This window comes from Amycolatopsis balhimycina FH 1894 (assembly GCF_000384295.1).
Taxonomy (GTDB): Bacteria; Actinomycetota; Actinomycetes; order Mycobacteriales; family Pseudonocardiaceae; genus Amycolatopsis; species Amycolatopsis balhimycina.
Genome location: NZ_KB913037.1, coordinates 9,256,848 through 9,274,381 on the forward strand (window position 1 = coordinate 9,256,848; position 17,534 = coordinate 9,274,381).

15 protein-coding genes and 1 pseudogene are annotated in these 17,534 nt (G+C 70.6%); 9 read left to right on the plus strand and 7 right to left on the minus strand.

Annotated features, from left to right (window positions below):
* Position 1: 1 nt before the first annotated feature.
* Together A3CE_RS0142660 and A3CE_RS0142665 are read left to right on the plus strand one after the other, a co-directional pair.
* Positions 2 to 976 carry an ABC transporter permease gene (locus tag A3CE_RS0142660; RefSeq protein ID WP_020646239.1) on the plus strand — a complete coding sequence of 325 codons (975 nt, stop codon included), beginning with the start codon at positions 2 to 4 and terminating at the stop codon, positions 974 to 976.
* Entirely contained in the window at positions 973 to 1,767 is a 795-nt protein-coding gene (locus A3CE_RS0142665) for an ATP-binding cassette domain-containing protein (protein WP_020646240.1), read from the plus strand. The genes A3CE_RS0142660 and A3CE_RS0142665 overlap by 4 nt, the downstream gene beginning before the upstream one ends.
* 87 nt (positions 1,768 to 1,854) lie before the next feature.
* Here the strand turns inward: A3CE_RS0142665 and A3CE_RS0142670 are convergent, their stop codons facing one another.
* The 5 genes from A3CE_RS0142670 to A3CE_RS0142690 all read right to left on the minus strand — a co-directional run bounded on the left by A3CE_RS0142670 (position 1,855) and on the right by A3CE_RS0142690 (position 8,695).
* Complete coding sequence (locus A3CE_RS0142670; RefSeq protein WP_020646241.1) at positions 1,855 to 5,505, minus strand: glycoside hydrolase family 3 C-terminal domain-containing protein; 3,651 nt, start codon at positions 5,503 to 5,505, stop codon at positions 1,855 to 1,857.
* A 34-nt stretch (positions 5,506 to 5,539) separates the two neighbouring features.
* Complete coding sequence (locus tag A3CE_RS59445; protein ID WP_020646242.1) at positions 5,540 to 6,664, minus strand: glycoside hydrolase family 11 protein; 1,125 nt, start codon at positions 6,662 to 6,664, stop codon at positions 5,540 to 5,542.
* 89 nt (positions 6,665 to 6,753) lie between these two features.
* Positions 6,754 to 7,446 carry a hypothetical protein gene (locus A3CE_RS0142680; protein WP_020646243.1) on the minus strand — a complete coding sequence of 231 codons (693 nt, stop codon included), beginning with the start codon at positions 7,444 to 7,446 and terminating at the stop codon, positions 6,754 to 6,756.
* Positions 7,443 to 8,327, minus strand: coding sequence for an ABC transporter ATP-binding protein (locus A3CE_RS0142685; protein ID WP_020646244.1), 885 nt, complete (start codon positions 8,325 to 8,327; stop codon positions 7,443 to 7,445). Before A3CE_RS0142685 ends, A3CE_RS0142680 begins: the two co-directional genes overlap by 4 nt.
* Entirely contained in the window at positions 8,324 to 8,695 is a 372-nt protein-coding gene (locus tag A3CE_RS0142690) for a GntR family transcriptional regulator (protein WP_020646245.1), read from the minus strand. The genes A3CE_RS0142685 and A3CE_RS0142690 overlap by 4 nt, the downstream gene beginning before the upstream one ends.
* A gap of 247 nt (positions 8,696 to 8,942) precedes the next feature.
* Here A3CE_RS0142690 and A3CE_RS52475 point away from each other — a divergent pair, with 247 nt between their 5' ends.
* From A3CE_RS52475 to A3CE_RS0142720, 7 genes and pseudogenes are all read left to right on the plus strand, one after another.
* Positions 8,943 to 9,800 carry a dienelactone hydrolase family protein gene (locus A3CE_RS52475; protein ID WP_043791386.1) on the plus strand — a complete coding sequence of 286 codons (858 nt, stop codon included), beginning with the start codon at positions 8,943 to 8,945 and terminating at the stop codon, positions 9,798 to 9,800.
* 167 nt (positions 9,801 to 9,967) lie between these two features.
* Positions 9,968 to 10,357, plus strand: coding sequence for a GntR family transcriptional regulator (locus A3CE_RS0142700; protein WP_020646247.1), 390 nt, complete (start codon positions 9,968 to 9,970; stop codon positions 10,355 to 10,357).
* Positions 10,354 to 11,439 carry a DUF1648 domain-containing protein gene (locus tag A3CE_RS0142705; RefSeq protein WP_020646248.1) on the plus strand — a complete coding sequence of 362 codons (1,086 nt, stop codon included), beginning with the start codon at positions 10,354 to 10,356 and terminating at the stop codon, positions 11,437 to 11,439. The genes A3CE_RS0142700 and A3CE_RS0142705 overlap by 4 nt, the downstream gene beginning before the upstream one ends.
* Before the next feature lie 343 nt (positions 11,440 to 11,782).
* Positions 11,783 to 11,983: pseudogene (locus tag A3CE_RS60000) on the plus strand (family 78 glycoside hydrolase catalytic domain); the annotation flags it as partial.
* Positions 11,984 to 11,992: 9 nt separating this feature from the next.
* The gene (locus A3CE_RS52480; protein WP_376741589.1) at positions 11,993 to 13,102 is read left to right on the plus strand and encodes an alpha-L-rhamnosidase-related protein; all 1,110 of its coding nucleotides are present in this window, start codon (positions 11,993 to 11,995) and stop codon (positions 13,100 to 13,102) included.
* Between the two features lie 149 nt (positions 13,103 to 13,251).
* The gene (locus A3CE_RS52485; protein WP_020646250.1) at positions 13,252 to 14,229 is read left to right on the plus strand and encodes an Lrp/AsnC family transcriptional regulator; all 978 of its coding nucleotides are present in this window, start codon (positions 13,252 to 13,254) and stop codon (positions 14,227 to 14,229) included.
* An 86-nt stretch (positions 14,230 to 14,315) separates the two neighbouring features.
* Positions 14,316 to 15,146: an LLM class flavin-dependent oxidoreductase gene (locus A3CE_RS0142720; RefSeq protein ID WP_020646251.1), complete on the plus strand. Its 831-nt coding sequence runs from the start codon at positions 14,316 to 14,318 to the stop codon at positions 15,144 to 15,146.
* 44 nt (positions 15,147 to 15,190) lie between these two features.
* On the opposite strand, the gene A3CE_RS0142725 is transcribed toward A3CE_RS0142720, so the two are convergent.
* The gene (locus A3CE_RS0142725) at positions 15,191 to 16,759 is read right to left on the minus strand and encodes a long-chain-fatty-acid--CoA ligase (protein ID WP_020646252.1); all 1,569 of its coding nucleotides are present in this window, start codon (positions 16,757 to 16,759) and stop codon (positions 15,191 to 15,193) included.
* A gap of 79 nt (positions 16,760 to 16,838) precedes the next feature.
* Positions 16,839 to 17,516, minus strand: a complete 678-nt coding sequence (locus tag A3CE_RS0142730; RefSeq protein ID WP_026469396.1) for an alpha/beta fold hydrolase — start codon at positions 17,514 to 17,516, stop codon at positions 16,839 to 16,841.
* Positions 17,517 to 17,534 lie beyond the last annotated feature (18 nt).

Below are 17,534 nucleotides of genomic sequence, written 5' to 3' on the forward strand. Positions count from 1 at the left end.
GATGCCGGTGAGATCGTTGCTGCTCGCCGTGATGCGGGTCAAGGAACTGAGCATCCTGCTGGTCACCATCGCCGCCGGGATCTACTTCACGGTGGCCGGTGGCGCGTTCAACTCCGTGGACAACTACCAGACGATCACCCAGTACGTCGCCCCGTGGGCGATCATCGCCGCGGGCCAGGTGATGCTGCTGATCTGCGGGGAGATCGACCTCTCCGCCGGTTTCGTGTTCACCCTCGCCCCGTTCATGCTGATGCAGTTCTTCGTCAACGGCTGGCCGCTGTGGCTCGCGCTGCTCGGCGCGATCGCGGTGAGCACCCTGGTGGGGGTGGTGAACGGGCTGATCCGGACGGTGCTGACGATCCCGTCGTTCATCACCACGCTGGGGATGGCGTTCCTGTTGCAGGGCGTGGTCCTGATCATCTCGAACGCCCGCCCGGTCGGTGCGCCGAAGGACAGCTGGGTGGTCGACGTGTTCGGCGGGACGCGCTGGACCGAGTTCCTGTGGGCCGCCGCCGTGGTCGTCGTCATGCAGGTGGTGCTCTCGGCGACCAGGTTCGGCATCCACACGCAGGCCACCGGCGGAAACCCGGTCGGCGCCGCGGAGTCCGGCATCCCGGTCAACCGGGTGAAGGTGGTCAACTTCGCGATCACCAGCACCCTGGCCGGGCTCGCCGGCATCCTGCAGGGCACCCGGGTCGGCTCGTACGACCCGACCAACGGCGGGTTCACCACGATGTTCTTCGCGGTGGCGTCGGCCGTGATCGGCGGCACGGCGTTGCTCGGCGGGTCCGGCACGGTGGTCGGCGCGTTCCTCGGAGCGTTGCTGCTCGGCATCGTGTTCGACGGGTTCAACCTGACCGGGGTCAGCGCGAACGCGTTCAACGTGGTGCTCGGCGCCGCCATCCTGGTCGCGATGGTGCTGAACGTGACGCTGATCGTGGTACGCAAACGCGTCGGATCCCGGGAGCTGACATGACCGAGCCCGGCACCGAGCCCGACCCCGGCACCGATCCCGGCACCGACGTGATCCGGGTCGAGGGCATCGGCAAGAGCTTCGGCCCGGTCAACGCCCTCACCGACGTCAATCTGCACGTCCGGCGCGGTGAGGTCCTCGGGCTCATCGGGGACAACGGCGCCGGCAAGTCGACGCTGATCAAGATCCTCACCGGCTACCACCAGCCGGACGCCGGACACATCCTGTTCGAGGGCGAGCCGGTCACGCTGAAATCGGTGGTGCACGCGAGGTCGCTGGGCATCGAGACGGTGTTCCAGGACCTGGCGATGGTCGACGACCTGCCCGTCTACCTGAACCTGCACCTCAACCGCGAACTGACCCACCGCCCGCTGCCGTTCCTGCGGCGCCGCGAAATGAAGCGCCTCGCCCGCGAGGCGCTGGACTCGATCGGCATCGCGATCCCGTCGGTGACCGCCGAAGTGGGCATGCTGTCCGGCGGCCAGCGCCAGGCGATCGCGGTGGCCCGGTCGGTGTATTCGAAGGCGAAGCTGCTGCTGCTCGACGAGCCGCTCGCCGCGATGGGCGCCAAGGAAAGCGCGGTGATCCTGCGCCTGCTGCAGGAACTGAAGCAGCGCGGGGACATCGCGATCATCCTCATCGCCCACAACTACGGCCAGGTGATCGACGTCTGCGACCGGGTGAACCTGGTGCAGCACGGGGAAATCACCTTCGACCGGCGGGCCGCGGACACCTCGGTGGCCGAGCTCCTCGAACTGGTGAACGCGGAGTACCGCCTCGGCGACGGCCGCTGACCTGCCGCCAGGCCCAAAGCCGTGAATGGCACATTGAGGGACTTAGAGTCCCTCAATGTGCCATTCACGGCTTACCCGGCTGTGCGGTCAGCCGATGGCCATGGTGAAGATGTGCATCGCCGCCGTGCCCATCGGGGCGCCGTCGCTGACGTCCGGCAGTGTCACGTACTTCACCGTCTTGCCGGCCTGCAGCGGTATCGGTGCGTAGTACAGGCTCACCCGCTGGTCCAGCCGGCCGTTGCTGTTGTTGAGGTACGGGACCGTCGTGAGGATGTCGCCGCCGGTCGCCGCGTTGGCCCACCAGTCCGCGAAACTGACCGAGTGGGACTCGGTGGTGCCGTCGGTGTACGTCACCGTCGCGGTTCCGCTCGGGCTGCCGTAGTCGCCGGCGCCGATCAGGCCGAGGGTCTGCCCGGAACCGGAGATCGCGATGGTCTGCCCGCCGGCCACGCCGCCGGCGACCACGTTGTCCGGGCTGCCGGGCTGCGCGTCCGGCCAGGTGAACGTCAGCCCGTCGTGGGTGAACGTCGCTCCCGGCGTGAGACTGGGCGTCGCGGCGGCCAGTGCCTGGGCGGAGAAGCTGGCGTTGCCGCCGTCGAAATTGCTGCCGCCGGGGTTGGCGTCGTCGCTGATGCCCGCGTTGTTGTACGCCGCGGGCAACGACGCGTACGGCGGGTGCGGCAGCACGACGGTGGTCGCGTCCTCCGAGACCCCCGGCCCGTTGGCGGAGGTGAACGTGGCCCGCGCCGACACGGCGAACTTGCCGGGCTGCGCCGAGGCCGGCACGCCGACCAGCCAGGTGGTGGTGACGGTCTGCCCGGCGGGCACGGTGGGGAAGGTGGACGGTGAGGTGGCCGTCGCGGTCCAGCCGTCGGGCACGGTCAGCGTCAAGGTCACGTCGCGCAGCGGCCGGGCACCCGCCGGGTTCGGCAGCGTGGTGGTGACGGCGTAGGTGCCGCCCGGCTGCACCTGCCCGGGCGCGGTGAGCGTGAACGGCTGCTTGACCACGACCGGCGTGGAGCCGGTGACGCCGTCGACCGTGACGCTGATGGTCGCGACCCCGGGCGCCATCATGGTCACCTTGCCGGTCCGGCTCACCTGGGCGACACGCGGGTCGCTGCTGCGGTAGCCGATCCGCTTGCGGGAAAGGTCCACAAAGGACTGGTCGTTGTGCACGGCCTCGACGACGTGGTCGGCCGGCACGTGCTGCGCGGCCTGGGCGGTGTCGTCGGCGATCCACGGGTTCTTGGCGGTCAGATCGAGGCCATCTCCCGGCGCGAACACGACCTGATCGGGCTGCACGGTCACGTACTGCGTCTTCGGCGTGATGCGCCCGGTGACGGCCACCGTGGCCGCGCCCGCGAGGTGGCCGGCGTCGGCGCCCACGCCGAACCGGTAGCGACCGTCGTGCACGACTTGCCGGTGCTTCGCCTCGTCCCAGAACGCCAGATCACTGATCCGCACCGGGATCGCGACGTGCTGGGTCTGGCCGGGTGCCAGCACGTTCGTCTTCTTGAAGCCGGCCAGGCGCTGCCGCGGCAGCTCCACGCCGGGCACGCCGAACGCCGTGGCGGCGTACAGCTGGGCGACGGTGGCGCCGGGCGTGCTGCCGGTGTTGGTGACGTCCACGTGCACGGTCACCTGCCCGTCGGCGTCGACGCTCCTGGCGTCGGCGCGCACGTGCGAATAGGCGAACTTGGTGTAGGAAAGGCCGTACCCGAACGGGTACGCCGGTGTGCCGGTGAAGTACTGGTAGGTGCGGCCGAGGCCCCCGGTCTGCGACGGCGTCAGGCCGTAGTTCTTCATGTCGGGCAGCTGCGTGTCGTCGGCGTACCAGGTGAAGTTCAGGTGGCCGCTGGGGTTCTGCTTGCCGAACAGCACGTCGGCCAGCGCGGTGCCCTGGCTTTCGCCGTTGTACGCGCTGAACACGATGCCCGGGATCCCCTGGGCGTGGCCGAGGGAAACGGCGCCGCCCGCCTGGACGGCCAGCGCGGTCCGCGGGTTGCCGGCCGCCTTGACCTGGTCGATCAGGGAGTCGTAGTTGCCCGGCATGGCGATGCTCGTGCGGTCCCGGCCCTCGGTGGCCACGTTCCCGTCGGTCCCGGCGAACACCACGACCAGATCGGCCGTCTTCATCGCGGCCAGGGTCTCCGCCGAGCAGCTCGCCGCCGTGGTGGTGCCGGTGGAGGTGCCGCACGCGTCGAACGTGATCGTGGCGTCCGGGCGGGCGGCCTTGACCGCGGACGTGATGCCCTGCACCGCGTTGACCTGGACGGCGGGTTCGCCGGAGTAGCCGCCGAGGGTGACCTTGCCCGCGAGATCGCCGACGACGACCACGCTGCCGAGCTTCGCCGGGTCGGCGGGCAGCAGCGGCGCCTCGGTGCCGGGGACCGGGTCGTTCTTCAGCAGGACCAGTGAGTTCGCGGCGACCTTTTCGGCCAGCGCCTGGTGCTCGGGGCTCTGGATCGCGTCCTTGGTGATCTTCGTGTAGGCCACGCGGTCCGGCGGGTCGAACTCGCCCGTCTGCATCCGCGTGGTGAACACGTGCACCAGCGCGTTGTCGAGGACGCCCTCCGAAAACACCCCGGCCTTGATGGCTTCTTGGATGTTGGCGACGGTGGCTTCGGAGCCGGTGCAGTTGAGCTGCGTGCCCGCGCGCAGCGCGTATGCCTGGCCGCCGGCGGCGCCGGAGACCTTCTGCCCGGTCGCGGTGTTCGTCCACTGCGTCGCCGCGCCGGAGGTGGTCGTGGTCCAGCCCGGCGGCGCCCAGTTGTGGCTGCCCGGCGCGTAGATGTCGCCGACCGCGCCGCAGTCGGACGTCGTGTAGCCGTCGAAGCCGTAGGTGCGCTGGGCGAGCGCGTTCGCCGTGTACGTGTCGGCCGGCGCCGGTGTGCCGTTGATCGCGTTGTACGACGTCATCAGGCCGGACACGTGCGCGTCCTGGATCAGGTGCCGGAACTGCGCGGTGTAGTAGTCGCGGATGTTGGCCTCGGTCGCGTCCGAGGAGTCCGCGTGCCGGTCGTTCTCCACGTTGTTGAGCGCGTAGTGCTTGGCCGTGGCCGCGACCTTGAGGTAGGGCGTCAGCTGCCGGCCCGACAGGCTCTGACCCTGGTAGCCGTTCACGAACGCGCCGGCCATCTTCGCGACCAGGAAGGGGTCCTCGCCGAACCCCTCGTCGGTGCGGCCCCACCGGGGGTCGCGGTTCAGGTTCACCGTCGGGGCCCAGTAGGTCAGGGAGCCGTAGCCGTTCTTGTCCGGGCCGATGTTGTTCTGCGCCACGCCCCACAGCGACTTGTCCAGCATGCCGCGGGCCTCGTCGGAGATCGCCGTGGTCTCCTGGTGGATCAGCTCCGGATCCCAGGACATCGTGCCGGCCAGGTTGGTCGGGAAACTGGTGGCGTGCACCCCGCCGGTCGCCGTGCCGTCGTTGGTGTTCGCGCCGAGCGTGTTGAGCCCGTGCTGGCCCTCGCTCCAGTACGTGTACTGCTGCACGCCCAGCCGCGGGATGGCCGGCGCGCTGTTGGTGTGCAGCTGCAGCACTTTCTCGCCGAGCGTCATGCGTGAGACGAGGTCCGCGGCCCGCTCGGCGAAGCTGTAGTGGGTGTCGCGATAGACCGGCAGCGCGGCCGAGGGCGGTGGGGCCGCCCACGCGGCCGGGACGAGCGTGGCCGCGGTCGTCGTCGCGGCGAGCAGGGCGGCGGCGGTCAGGCGGGCCCGCCGCCGGAGGAGCAAGGACATCGGATCTCCGTGGTGTCGGTGGTGCCGGCCGGTGTTACCCGAGGGTCCAACGCTGGTTGCTCTGTCCGTTGCAGGTCCCGAGGTCGACGAGCGCGCCGTCGGCCGTGGATCCACCGGTCACCTCGAGGCACAGCCCTGATGGGACTCCGGTGACCGTGCCGTTCGAGTTGACGGTCCACTGCTGGTTGGTTCCGCCGTTGCAGGACCACGTCTCGACCTTGGTGCCGGGACTGGTCTGCTTGTTGTAGGCGTCCAGGCAGAGAGTGGTGCCGTTCATGGTGGCGGTCAGCTGGCCCGACGAGGTCCGGGTCCACGTCTGGTTGGCGCCGCCCCAGCAGGAGTAGATCTGCAGTTGCGCGCCGGGCGTCGTCGAGGAGTTCGGCACGTCCAGGCACTTGCCCGCGCCTTGCGCGCGCAAGGCGCCCGTCGTGCCGTTGTTGTCGCCGGATCCGCCGAGGACGATGTTCGAGTTGCCGCTGCTCTGGTAGCCCTCGGTCGCGAGGATCATGTAGTAGGTGAAGCTGCCGAGCGGCATCCCGGCGCGGGCCCACGCGTCGAAGTGGTTGCCGGTGGTGATGCTGCCGCCGGTCCGCCGCTGCTGCCGGACGCTCCAGTACTGGTTGAAGGTCTTGTTCCCCTCGACGGACGGCGCGTTGTAGCGGGTCGTCTGGTAGATGTCGTAGGTGCCGCCGTCGCTGGTCACGGTGCCCTTGTACGTCCCGGTCGGCCGGTAGCTGCCCCAGTTGTCGACGATGTAGTACTCGACGAGCGGGTTGGACGTCCAGCCGTAGAGCGACAGATAGGCGTTGCCGGAGGGGTTGAAGGAGCCGGAGTAGTTCACCGTCATGCGGCTGCCGTTGGCCCAGCCGGTGCCGCCGACGAAGTTCTCGACGTTGCTCCACGAGGTGCTGTAGTTGCCGCCGGAACCGAAAGTCAGGCAGGCCGATCCGCCACCGGCGGTCCAGAACGAGTAGTAGTAACCGTTGCTGGTGCCGGTCTGGCTCGAGCAGATCGTCCCGGCGGCCTCGGCGGTGCCGGGCAGGACGACCGCCGAAAGCGTGAGTACTGCGGAAAGCAGGACGGCACGGACGACGCCGATCAGCCGCCGGGCACGGCTGTGGCGCCCGAGGACGCGGCGCTCGGAATGGGCAGGACGCACGTGCCTCTCCTTCGCTGGCGGCTCAAGGAGATTCTTACGTCACTGTTCTCCCGAGTCCAGCAAGCGTGTGAAACTTTCACGCGCGGAGGTCACGTCGTCGCGCGGCGGAGCACCAGCCAAGCCGCGCCGCCGAGAGCCAGCGCGACCACCAGCGGGTATGCCGTGAACAGCGTCAGCGGCTGGCCGCCGAGGAACTTCCCGATCGAGGGCCACCAGTGCCGTGCCGTGGCCAGCTTCGCGGCCCCGCCCAGCAGTGCGGCACTGCCGAGGACCGCCAGGTAGATCCCGGTCTGCCGCCAGCGCTGGAACACCATGCCGGCCAGCACGCTGAGCGCGGACACCGCGAGCAGTGGTCCACTGTAGACAAGCCACTGCGTGAGCGGGTTGCCGTGCCCGAACGCGTCCAGATCGAAGATCCGCGCCTGCCGTCCCCAGCCGCCGGTCAGCCGCTCGACGGCGGCGAAGGCCAGCAGTCCGAGGCCGACGAGCAGGGCCTGCCCGAGAACGACCAGTGCGGTGGCCGCGGCGAACGTCCGGCGCGTGACGCCGAGCCCCAGCGTGAACGGGAACACCTGGGTCATCGTCTGCAGGTGCGCGGGGGCGGTCAGGCCCCACAGTGCCGGCAGCAGGAAGATCTCGTGGCCGCTCAGCCCGGTTTCCCCGTTGGAGATGTCGATTCCCCAGCCCAGCAGCGGCATCGCGGCGAGCAGGATGAACGGGTAGGCGAGCAGGGTGGGCCAGTGGACGAGCTGGATCCGGGCGACGTCGAGCACGCGGGTCATCGTGATTCCTTTCCGGCGGCCATCAGCGCTGCGCCGTGGTGCTGGGTGGTCCGGATGATCAGCTGCTGCAGCGAAACCGGCTCGAAGTCCAAGCCCGGCGCGGGCCGCCGGGGAACGCCGCTGAGGGTGACGCGCAGGGAGCCGCCGATCCGTTCGCGGTGCAGCTCCCGGTATCCGGCGGCGAAGCGCTCGACGGCGTCGGCGGGCCCGGTGACCGCGACGGCCTCGCCCCGGAGCGATTCGGCGTCCGCGTCGATGAGCACCTTGCCGTGATCGAGCAGGACGACGTGGTCGATCAGGGCGCTGACCTCGTCGATCAGGTGCGTGGAAAGCACGATCGTGCGCGGGTGTTCGGCGTAGTCGGCGAGCAGCCGGTCGTAGAACAGCTGGCGCGCGACGGCGTCGAGGCCGAGGTAGGGCTCGTCGAACAGGGTCAGCGGCGCCCGCGCGGCCAGCCCGATGATCACCCCGGCCGCCGAGAGCTGGCCGCGCGAGAGCTTGCCGAGCAACTGGTCCGGTGGCACGGCGAAGTCCGCCAGCAGGGTCGCGGCGTAGGCGTCGTCCCAGTTCGGGTAGAGCAGCCGCGCGGCGCGCAGCGCGTGCTTCACCCGGAACTTCTCCGGGTAGTGCTGGCTTTCCTTGACGAAGCAGACCCGCGAAAGCACGTCGGCGTTCTCGTACGGGTGCTGCCCGAACACCGCCACCGTGCCGCTGGTGGCGAAGTCCTGCGCGGTGAGGATCTTCATCAGCGTGGTCTTGCCGGCGCCGTTGCGGCCCAGCAGGCCGTGAATGGTGTTCTCGGCGAGTTCGACACTCACCCCGTCGAGGGCGGCGACGGCGCCGAAGCGTTTGGTCACCCCGGTCGTGCGTACCACGTTCATCGCTGCGGCTCCCAGACGTCGATCAGCTTCTTGATCTCCTCGGCGTCCATGCCGAGCTTGGCCGCCTCCGCCATCAGCGGGGCGAGGAACTGCCGCGTGAAGTCCCGCCGCCGCTGTTCGAGCAGCTGCGCGCGGGCATCCGTGGCGACGAACATGCCGATGCCTCGTCTCTTGTAGAGGATCCCGTCGGCGACGAGCTGGTTGATGCCCTTGGCCGCGGTCGCCGGGTTGATCCGGTGGAAGGCCGCGAGCTCGTTGGTGGAGGGCACCTGCGTGTCCGCGGCCAGGCTCCCGTCGACGATCGAGTTCTCGATCTGCTCGGCGATCCGGAGGAACAGCGGCCGCCCGTCGTCCTTCACGCCGACCACCGCGCCCTGCGGTTCGTCGGTTCATTACTCATGTAACGAACCATGGAGGCTGGGGGTGGGTCTTGTCAAGCCCGCGCGTCTGTAACTTTCAGCTCCGGCCGCCCTCGCGAACCGGGGCTGACCTGGCTGCTTCGACGGGATCGACGCGACCGGAGATCGGGTGGGTTGTGGCGCTCGCGCCGGGGGCAGGACCCTCGGGCGGCGCGACCGGCTTCGGCCTGTCGCGATCACCCGAGGAGGTAAGGCAATGCGACGCGTTCTTTTCCGAGCCGTGGCCACGGCCGCGGCGGCCCTGAGCCTGGTCGCCCCGACGGCGTCCGCCGCGGCCGGCCCGTACCAGCGGGGACCGGATCCCACGCTCGCGAGCGTGGCGGCATCATACGGGCCGTTCGCGACGGCGCAGGCGAAAGTGCCACCCGGCAACGGGTTCAACGGCGGGTACGTCTATTACCCGACGGACACCAGCCTGGGCACGTGGGGTGCGGTCGCGATCGTGCCCGGCTATTCCGCCCTGTTCGCCAACGAAGAGGCGTGGATGGGCCCGCGGCTGGCGTCCTTCGGGTTCGTCGTGATCGGCATCGAGACCAATAGCCGGACCGACAGCGCCGACGCCCGCGGCACCGAGTTGCTCGCCGCGCTCGACTACCTGACGCAGAAGAGCCCGGTGCGCACCCGGGTGGACGCGAGCAGGCTGGGCGTGATCGGTCATTCGGCGGGCGGCGCGGGCGCGCTGCTCGCGGCGCTGCGGCGGCCGTCGCTGAAGTCGGCGGTCGGGCTGGCACCCGGCTCCCCGGTGGGCAACCTCGACCTGGCGGGCGACCAGGTGCCGACGATGTTCATCGCCGGGCAGCGGGACCCGGTCGTCACCCCGGCGTACCTCGACAAGCTGTACGCCACCATGCCGGCGGCGTTGAAGAAGGCCTACGTGCAGATCACCGGCGTGGATCACTTGTTCGCCACCCGGCCGAACACGGTCGAGATGCGCACGCTGATCCCGTGGCTCAAGCTGGCCCTCGACAAGGACACGCGCTACGAGAGGTTCCTCTGCCCGGCTTTGGCGGACGTCACGGGTATCTCGGTGTACCGCAGCACCTGTCCACTGTAGATCCTTTGTCATGAGGGGCACCCTCGTGGACGTCAAGTCCATGAGGGTGCCCCTCATGACATTCGGGCGGGATCGGCGTCGCCGGCCGGGCGGGATCGCGGCCCCTTGCCAACCTCGTTGAGTTGTTCTATAACTACTAGAACAGATGGCCAACGGAGGGAGGTCACGTGCTCATCAGTCTCGACCTGTCCGGCGATGTGCCGATCTACCAGCAGCTGCGGGACCGCATCGTGGAGGGCATCGCGGCGGGCACCCTGGCCGACGGCGAGTCGCTGCCGTCCACGCGACAGCTCGCGGCGGACTTCGGCATCAACTTCCACACCGTGAACAAGGCGTACGACCTGTTGCGGCAGCAGGGTTTCGTGCGACTGAACCGGAAGTCCGGGGCCGTGGTCGGCCCCACCCCCGCGGACGACGCGTTCGCGGCCGGCTGGTCGGGGCGGGCGCGCACAGTGCTCGCCGAGGCGGTCGCCAAGGGGCTGCCCGCGGCCGAGGTGCTGGCGACGTGCCGCGCCCTGCTCGGAGACTTCGAGAAGCAAGGGGATGAGTCATCGTGACCACGACCGGTGTTGTGGCGAACGTGGTGCTGATGGCGCTGCTGAGCTACCTGGCCTGGCTGACGCCGGTGCTGTCCGCCCGGAGCGTGCGATTCGGCGTGCGGGTTCCGGACGACCGGATCGAGGATCCGCTGGTGCGGCGGGAAACCGCCCGGTTCCGCACCACGGTGCTGGTCGCCGGTGTGGTCATCGCCCTGGCCGGCGTGGGCCTGATCCTGACGGCCGGGATCGCGCTGCTCCCCGCGGCCGTGCTGGCGATGGTGATCGTCTGGTACCTGCTGTACGTCCGGGCCAACCGGGTGATCACGGCCGCCAAACGCGAGCAGAACTGGTACGAGGGTGTCCGCCAGGGCGTCACCGCCGACACCTCGCTGCGCAGCGACCCGCCCCGGTTCCCGTGGGCGTGGCTGCTGCTGCCGTTGCTCGTCGTGGCCGCGACGGTCGTCGCCGGCGTGCTCCGCTATCCGGACCTGCCGGACGCCCTGCCGGTGCACTTCTCCGGCGGCACCGCGGACCGGTTCGCGCCGAAGTCCGTGGGAAGCGCTTTCCAGGTCGTGTTCATCCAGGCCGTGCTGACGGTGCTCCTCTGCGTCGTCGGCGTCCTGGTGTTCCGCGGCCCGGCCGATGTGGACCCGGCGCGGCCCGCCGCCTCCGCCCAGGCGCACCGGAAGTTCGTGGCCCGGCTGGGAAAGGCGCTCATCGGGCTGGCCACGCTGTTCGACGCCGGCCTGTTCGCCGCCGCCTGGGCGACGTGGGACGCCGAGCCGGACGCCGGGTTCTTGCTGCCGCTGACCCTCGGGCCGATCGCCGTCGGCGTGGCGATCCTCGTGGCGATCGTGGTGGGGCGTCACCGGGACCGCGAGCCCGGCGAGCACACCGGACTGTCCCACCGGGACGACGACGATAACTGGATCGGTGGCGTCCTCTACCGCAACCCCGCCGACCCGTCGTGGTTCGTGGCCCGCCGGTTCGGCGTCGGCTGGACCGTCAACGTCGGCAACCGCACCGCGCTCGTGACCTGCCTCGGGCTGACCGCCGCGCTCGTCCTGCTCGGCATCTTCCTGCCCTACCTCCTGCGCTGAGAAGGGAATTCCCATGCACAGCCTGCTGTCGCGGCCCTGGTCGCCGCGACTGTCGCACCGGTCAACGGCGTCCCGGCCACCGATAGGGAGATCACTTTCGCGTCCGGCGGCGTCGCCGACCACGGCACTCTGCACGTCCCCGCGCACCGGCCCGGCGACCGGCTCGCCGCCGCACTGTTGCTGCCCGGCAGCGGTCCCACCGACCGGAACGGCAACCAGGCCGGTATCCACCCCGGCACGTTGGCGCTCATGGCGGACGCGTTGGGCCGCGACGGCGTCATGACGTTCCGGTTCGACAAGTACGGCAGCTCGCGATGCTCGTCGTCGGCCACAGCGAGGGCGCGAGACGGTCCGGCTCCGGCACGCGGAGGTGCTCAACCCGGACGGCACGATGTACGTGGCGAACCTGCGGGCCGCGACCGCCACCGACTACTACCGGTTCGACCGGGACGGCACGATCACCTACCAGCCGACGTTCACCCAGCACGGCTTCCGGTACGTCGAGATCACCGGGCTCGCGGCCCCGCCGGCCGCCGCGGACGTGAAGGGCGTCGTGTGGGGTTCCGACCTGCGCCGCACCGGCACGCTCGGGACGTCCGACGGCATGCTGAACCAGCTGCTGAGCAACGTCGCGTGGGGCGCGCGGGGCAACTTCCTCTCGATCCCGACCGACACTCCCGCGCGGGACGAGCGGCTGGGGTGGACGGGCGACATCAACATCTTCGCGCCGACCGCCGGCTATCTCAGCGACACTCGCGCGTTCCTCGGGAAGTGGCTGACCGACGTCCGCGACGAGCAGAAGAGCAGCGGGTCCATCCCGGCCGTCGTCCCGTCGACCAACGGCGCGTTCGACGAGAGCGGCGTCGGCTGGGAAGACGCGCTCATCACCGTGCCGTACTCGTTGTGGCACGCCTATGGGGATGCCCAGGTGCTGCGCGACAACTACGACGCGATGAGCCGTTTCTTCGCCTACGCCCGGGCGAGCGCCGGAGCGGACAACCTGGAGACCGGGCGGCTGACGTTCTTCACGAACGACTGGCTGAACCTGGACGACCTGTCGAACCAGGGTGTCCTCGGGACCGCCATCTGGGCGCAGGACGTCCGGATGATGGCGGAGATGGCCGCGGCGGTCGGCCGGACCGCCGAAGCGGCCGAGAACACCAAGCTCGACGGCGACGTCCGCGCGGCGTTCACCGCGGCCTACGTGGCAGCGGACGGGACGGTGCTGGGCAACTCGCAGACCGGGTACGCGCTCGCCCTCGGCATGGACCTCGTCACCGATCCGGCGTTGAAGGCCAAGGCGGGGGAGAAGTACGTGGCGAAGCCCAGAGCGACAACCCACCTCGAGACGGGGTTCATCGGGACGCCGTGGCTGCTGCCGGCCCTGACGAACATCGGCCGCGACGACCTCGCCTACACACTGTTGTCCAAAAAGGACTACCCGTCCTGGGGCTACGAGATCGGCAAGGGTGCGACCACCGTCTGGGAACGCTGGAACTCCATCCAGCCCGACGGCACCTTCGGGCCGGTGGACATGAACTCGTTCAACCACTACGCCTACGGCGCGGTCGCCGACTGGATGCACCAGTACATCGGCGGCATCCGGATCAAGGAGGCCGGCTATCGCAAGAGCGTCATCGAGCCGCACGCGCGAAAGCCGTGAAGGCCACCTTCAGGAACTCTATGTTCCTCAAGGTGGCCTTCACGGCTTTCGGCCGACCGGAATTGTCGGTGCCTGCCGGTAGCGTGGAAAACGGGGGGCGCCCCCGCGGGTCGCCGGGTGCTTGCCGTCGCGGCCGTTACCGTTGCCGGGTGGACTCCGTGGAGCTGGGGCTGCTGCAGGCGTTGCAGATCGACGGGCGGGTGGCGTTCAGCCTGGTCGCCGAGGTGCTCGGGGTGTCGGACCAGACCGTGGCCCGCCGGTACCAGGCCCTGCGTGCCGCCGGCGCCGTGCACGTCGTGGGGGTGACCCTGCCGGAGGCCGTCGGGGAGGAGACCTGGCTCGTCCGGGTCGGGTGCGCGCCGGGCACGGCCGACCGGCTGGCGCAGACACTGGCCGGTCGGCCCGAGACGTCGTGGGTGCACGTCGCTTCCGGCGGCGCGGAGATCGGCTGCATGGTGCGCACCCCGGCGGAGGCGGCCACCTCGTCGGTGCTGACACGCCTGCCTCGCACGTCGCCGGTGACCCGCGTCAGCGCGCACTGCGTCGTGCACGTCTTCTTCGGCGGGCCGGCCAGCCCGCTGACCAAGACCGGTCCGCTCACGGCGGAACAGGCCGGGCGGCTCCGGCCGGCGGAGGCCGCCACGGCGTCGACCGACGAGCCGGTCGCGCTGACCGACGGCGACCGGGCACTGCTGGCGGAGCTGGGCCGCGACGGCCGGACCGGCTTCCGCGAGCTGGCCGCGGCCACGGGCTGGTCGCAGACGACGGTCCGGCGACGGCTCGCCGAACTGCGCCGGGCGGGTGTCCTGTACTTCGACGTCGACTACGAACCAGCACTGCTGGGGATGCGCACCACCGCGTCGCTCTGGCTGTCGGTGGCTCCCCGCCACCTCGCGGCCGCCGGCGCGGCCCTCGCCGGGCACGCCGAGGTCAGTTTCGCCGCGGCGACGACCGGGCCGTCCAACCTGTACGTCACCGTCCAGTGCCGCAACCCGCACGCGCTCTACACCTACCTGACGGGACCGCTGGCCACACTGCCCGGGGTGTCCGCGGTGGAGACCGCGCCGCTGATGCGGACGGCCAAGCAGGCGAAAATCGCCGCCCTTCCGGTCAGGGATGGAAAATAACGCCGAAGATCACGACTTTCCTGGGGTTGGCCGCGCCGACGCGGTGACAGTGGGACCACTGGTTCCCGCCCGAAAGGAAAGTTCTCATGCCCGTAGGCATCGGCCTGCCCGTCGCCCGCCCCGAAGCGCTGCTCGACTGGGCCCAGCGCGCTGACGACGGCCCGTTCACCAGCCTGGGCCTGGCCGACCGGCTCATCTGGGACAACCCCGAGCCGCTGGTCACCCTCGCCGCGCTCGCCGGCGCGACCCGCCGGATCCGGCTGCAGACCGAGGTTCTGCTCGCACCGCTGCGCGAACCCGCGTTGCTCGCGAAGCAGGCCGCCACCCTCGACCGGCTTTCCGGCGGGCGGTTCACGCTCGGCCTCGGCGTGGGCGGCCGCGCGGACGAGTTCGACCTCGTCGGCGTGGACCCGCGCACCCGCGGGCGCCGATTCGACGAGCAGCTGAAGATCATGAAGGACATCTGGTCCGGCGGCCCGATCGGCCCGGCCTCCGCCCGCGACGGCGGCCCCGAGGTGCTGATCGGCGGCTTCGCGCGACCGGCCCTCGACCGCGTGGCCCGCTTCGGCGACGGATTCCTCTGCGCGGCACCGCTTTCCCTCGCGGGGCGGCAGGTCGAGCACGTCGAAGCGTCCTGGGCCCGCGCCGGGCGGGCGGGACGGCCACGGGTGGTCGGGCAGGTGACCGTCGCGCTCGGCCCGGAGTCCACTGTGGAGGAAGCACGGGAGCAGATCTTCGGCTACTACGCGTTCGACGCCGACCTCGCCGCCGACACGGCGGAACGTCTGCTGACCACCCCGGTGGCCATCCGCGACGCGGTCGCGGAGTTCACCACGCTCGGCGCCGACGAGGTGGTGTGCTACTGCTGGTCACCCGACACCGACCAGGTCGACCGGCTCGCCGACGTGATCGGCTGAGCCGGCCCCGCGTACGCCGCTCGCCGAAGCCGAGCGCCGGTCTCTCAGCTGGACGAGGACAGCGTGGTGTAGGCGAGGTCCTGCCCCGCGCGCTCCCAGATGACGCCGGGGCAGTTCAGGCCTTCGGCGGAAAGCCGCCGCTTGACGACCTTGAACGTCGATGTCCGCGGGAGTTCCCGGACCGTGCGCACATACCTGGGTACCTGTTTCGGCCCGAGATCGGGCTGATCGGCGAGGAAACGGCCGAACTCGGCGGGGTCCAGGGGAGTGCCGGCGGTGACGATCGCCGCCATCACCTGGTCTCCGGTCACCGGGTCGGGCACCGCGTAGACGGCGGCGTCGGCGATCGCGGGGTGCCGCAGCAGGATGCGCTCGATCGGCGCGGTGCCGAGGTTCTCCCCGTCGACGCGGAGCCAGTCGCCGAGCCGCCCGGCGAAGTAGCAGAATCCCGCGGCGTCGGCGTAGGCGAGATCGCCGGTGTGGAACTGGCCGCCGCGGAGCCGTTCCGAGTCGGCTTCGGGGTCCCGGTAGTACCCGGCGAACCAGCCGGCGCCCGCGGTGTTGACCAGTTCGCCGACGGCCTCCTCGGCGTTGGCCAGCCGGCCGTCGGAATCGAACACGGCCGGCGGGCACGGACGGCCGGTGTGCGGGTGCAGGATCGCCACGTCGCCGGCCGGCCTGCCGAGCGAGCCGGGTGGGGTGTCGTCGGTGCGGGCGAACCCCACTCCGCCTTCGGTGGAGCCGAACGCGTCGATGACCTTGCAGCCGAACCGTTCCTCGAACGCGGTCAGGTCGGCGCTCGCTCCTTCGTTCCCGTAGACCAGGCGCAGGGGGTTGTCCGCGTCGTCCGGACGCGGCGGAGTGGCGACTACGTAGGACAGGGGTTTGCCGACGTAGTTGGCGTAGGTCGCGCCGAACTTCCGCACGTCGGGGAGGAAGCCGGAAGCGGAGAACCGGCGGCGCAGGGCGATGCCCGCGCCGGCCGCGAGCCCGACCGCCCAGCCGGCCATGATGGCGTTGGAGTGGAACATCGGCATCGTGACGTAGACCGTGTCCGATGTGGACAGCCGGAAGCGCTCGGCGAGCATCGCGCCGGGAAACGCGATCTTGCCGTGGGTGCAGCGCACGGCCTTCGGGTCGCCGCTGGTGCCGGAGGTGAAGATGAGCATGAGCAGGTCGTCGGCCGACGCGGGGACGGGGTCGATCGGCGCGCTCGCCGACGGCCACGATTCCAGGTCCCGCACGCCGATCCCGCCGAGGTCCAGTCCCTCCAGCAGCGGCTGGTACTTCCGCTCGGCGAGCACGAACTGGCAGTCGGCGAGCCGGATGTCCCGCGCGAGGGCTTCGCCGCGCCGGGTCGGGTTGAGCCCGACCAGCACCGCCCCGGCGAACGCGCAGGCGCCCAAGAGGACGGAGAACGCCGGGATGTTGTCGGCCAGGATGCCGACGTGCGGCGGTTTGTCCCACTCCAGCGTCGCCCGGAGGTCGCCCGCGCGGCGTGCCGAAGCGTGGACGTGCTCGGCCCACGAATACGTCTCGTCCTCGAACCGCAGGCCGGGACGCTCGTCCCCGGCCCGGGCCAGCAGGAGTTCGGTCACCGTCGGGACGCTCACCCGGCACCTCCCAGCTTCGGCGGTCGGAAGTGAAACACGTTCTACTTTCTAGCACGGTGCCCGCCGGCGGTCCACAGCGTCATCGGTAGCTCTCGAGGAGATCGGCCAGTTCCGTGGGGCGGCTGAGCGCGACGCAGTGGCCGGCGGCGATCTCGTCCGGGACGAGGCCGAGCCGTTCGGCCGCCAGCCCGCGGAGGAAGTCCGGGGGGAAGCAGCGGTCTTCGCGGCACAGCACGAACCTGGTCGGGATGTCCGGCCACGCGTCCAGTGGCCACGGCTCCCGCATCGCGGCGGGCGACGGGTGCGCCCGCTCCTTGCTCAGCGCCTTTTCCGCGAGCGGGCGGGGCACGTCGTGGTAAAAGCCGACGAACGGGTCGGCGTGGCCGGTGCGGCCACCGTCGCGCGCCGCCTGCGCCCGCACGGCTTCGCCGCAGCCGGTGTTCGATCCCCAGTCGCCGGGGGATTCGCCGGGCGCGGGGATCATCGCGGCCACCATGACCAGCAGCCCGGCGGCGAGCCGGTCGGCGACCAGCGGTGCGGTGAACCCGCCGAACGAGTGGCCGACCACGACGAGGTCCGTCCGGTCGCCGACGGCTTCGACCACCGCGTCGGCGTAGTCGGTGAGCGTGGCCGACGCGTCGTCACCGGGCAGGTCCGGAGCCACCACCTCGTGCCCCCGCGCCCGCAGCTCCGCGGCGACCAGGTGCCAGGACCAGCCGCCGTCTCCGCCACCGTGGATCAGCACATACGTACTCATGGGGCACTGCCTTTCGGT

What these genes read in the sequence shown, in the direction of transcription:
- A3CE_RS0142660 (WP_020646239.1), top strand. Translation starts at nt 2, where the DNA reads ATGCCGGTGAGATCGTTGCTGCTCGCCGTGATGCGGGTCAAGGAACTG.
- A3CE_RS0142665 (WP_020646240.1), top strand. Translation starts at nt 973, where the DNA reads ATGACCGAGCCCGGCACCGAGCCCGACCCCGGCACCGATCCCGGCACC.
- A3CE_RS0142670 (WP_020646241.1), bottom strand. Translation starts at nt 5,505, where the DNA reads ATGTCCTTGCTCCTCCGGCGGCGGGCCCGCCTGACCGCCGCCGCCCTG.
- A3CE_RS0142680 (WP_020646243.1), bottom strand. Translation starts at nt 7,446, where the DNA reads ATGACCCGCGTGCTCGACGTCGCCCGGATCCAGCTCGTCCACTGGCCC.
- A3CE_RS0142685 (WP_020646244.1), bottom strand. Translation starts at nt 8,327, where the DNA reads ATGAACGTGGTACGCACGACCGGGGTGACCAAACGCTTCGGCGCCGTC.
- A3CE_RS52475 (WP_043791386.1), top strand. Translation starts at nt 8,943, where the DNA reads ATGCGACGCGTTCTTTTCCGAGCCGTGGCCACGGCCGCGGCGGCCCTG.
- A3CE_RS0142720 (WP_020646251.1), top strand. Translation starts at nt 14,316, where the DNA reads ATGCCCGTAGGCATCGGCCTGCCCGTCGCCCGCCCCGAAGCGCTGCTC.
- A3CE_RS0142730 (WP_026469396.1), bottom strand. Translation starts at nt 17,516, where the DNA reads ATGAGTACGTATGTGCTGATCCACGGTGGCGGAGACGGCGGCTGGTCC.